This is a genomic window from Mycobacterium sp. NGS62 (assembly GCF_059812285.1).
In genome coordinates this window covers 1-823 of sequence record NZ_JCALCK010000078.1, presented here as the reverse complement: position 1 = coordinate 823, position 823 = coordinate 1, and the positions used below count along the sequence as shown (strand labels likewise).

General features: G+C 64.8%; 1 protein-coding gene. It reads right to left on the bottom strand.

The window, feature by feature from the left end; all coding sequences use genetic code 11:
* The coding region (locus AC5Y49_RS24770; protein WP_499892016.1) for an AMP-binding protein at nucleotides 1–823 on the bottom strand (823 nt) is incomplete at both ends.

The window sequence follows — 823 nt, the reverse complement described above, 5'->3', positions numbered from 1 at the left end:
CGCCGGACAGGTCTCCCCGCCCAACAACACCGCCACCGACTCCAACCCCTGCGGCGAGAGCGCATTGACCGCCGACGGGGTTTGGGTCAACACATTGACCCGCTCGCTGACTAACAGCGCATGGAACTCACCGGGTGAGGTGACCACCGACTCGGGCACAATCACCAACCGGCCCCCACCCAGCAAAGCCGCCCAAATCTCCCACACCGAAAAGTCAAACGCATACGAATGGCATTGGGTCCACACCTGCGCCTGCGGCAACTGCTTTGGGGTCGACTGCGCCAGGTGACCCAAATTGCGGTGCGTGACCGCCACCCCCTTGGGCACACCCGTAGTGCCCGACGTGTAAATCAGATACGCGATGTCCTCGGGAGCCGGATCCGGCAACGCCGTGTCAGGCTGACCGTGCACCGCCGCGTCGTTGACGTCAATGACCGTGACGCCATGACCATCCAGCCGCGACCCAAAAGCAGCGGTGGTAAGCACCGCGACCGGCGCGGCATCGGCCACCATGAACTCCAGCCGCGCATCGGGCACCGCCGGATCGATCGCCAAATACGCCGCCCCGGCCTTAAGCACCGCCAACATCGACACAATCGCCTCAGTGGAGCGCTCCAACAACAACGCCACACACTCACCGCGGCCCACACCCCGATCGGCCAGCAAGTGCGCCAACCGATTCGACGCTTCGTCAAGTTCACGATAAGTCAGCGACCGCCCCTCACAGCTGACCGCCACCGCCCCCGGTTGACAGGTCACCCGCTCGGCGAACAACGCCGGAACCGGCGCGGGCTGAGTCAACACTGCCCGGTTACCCAACTCC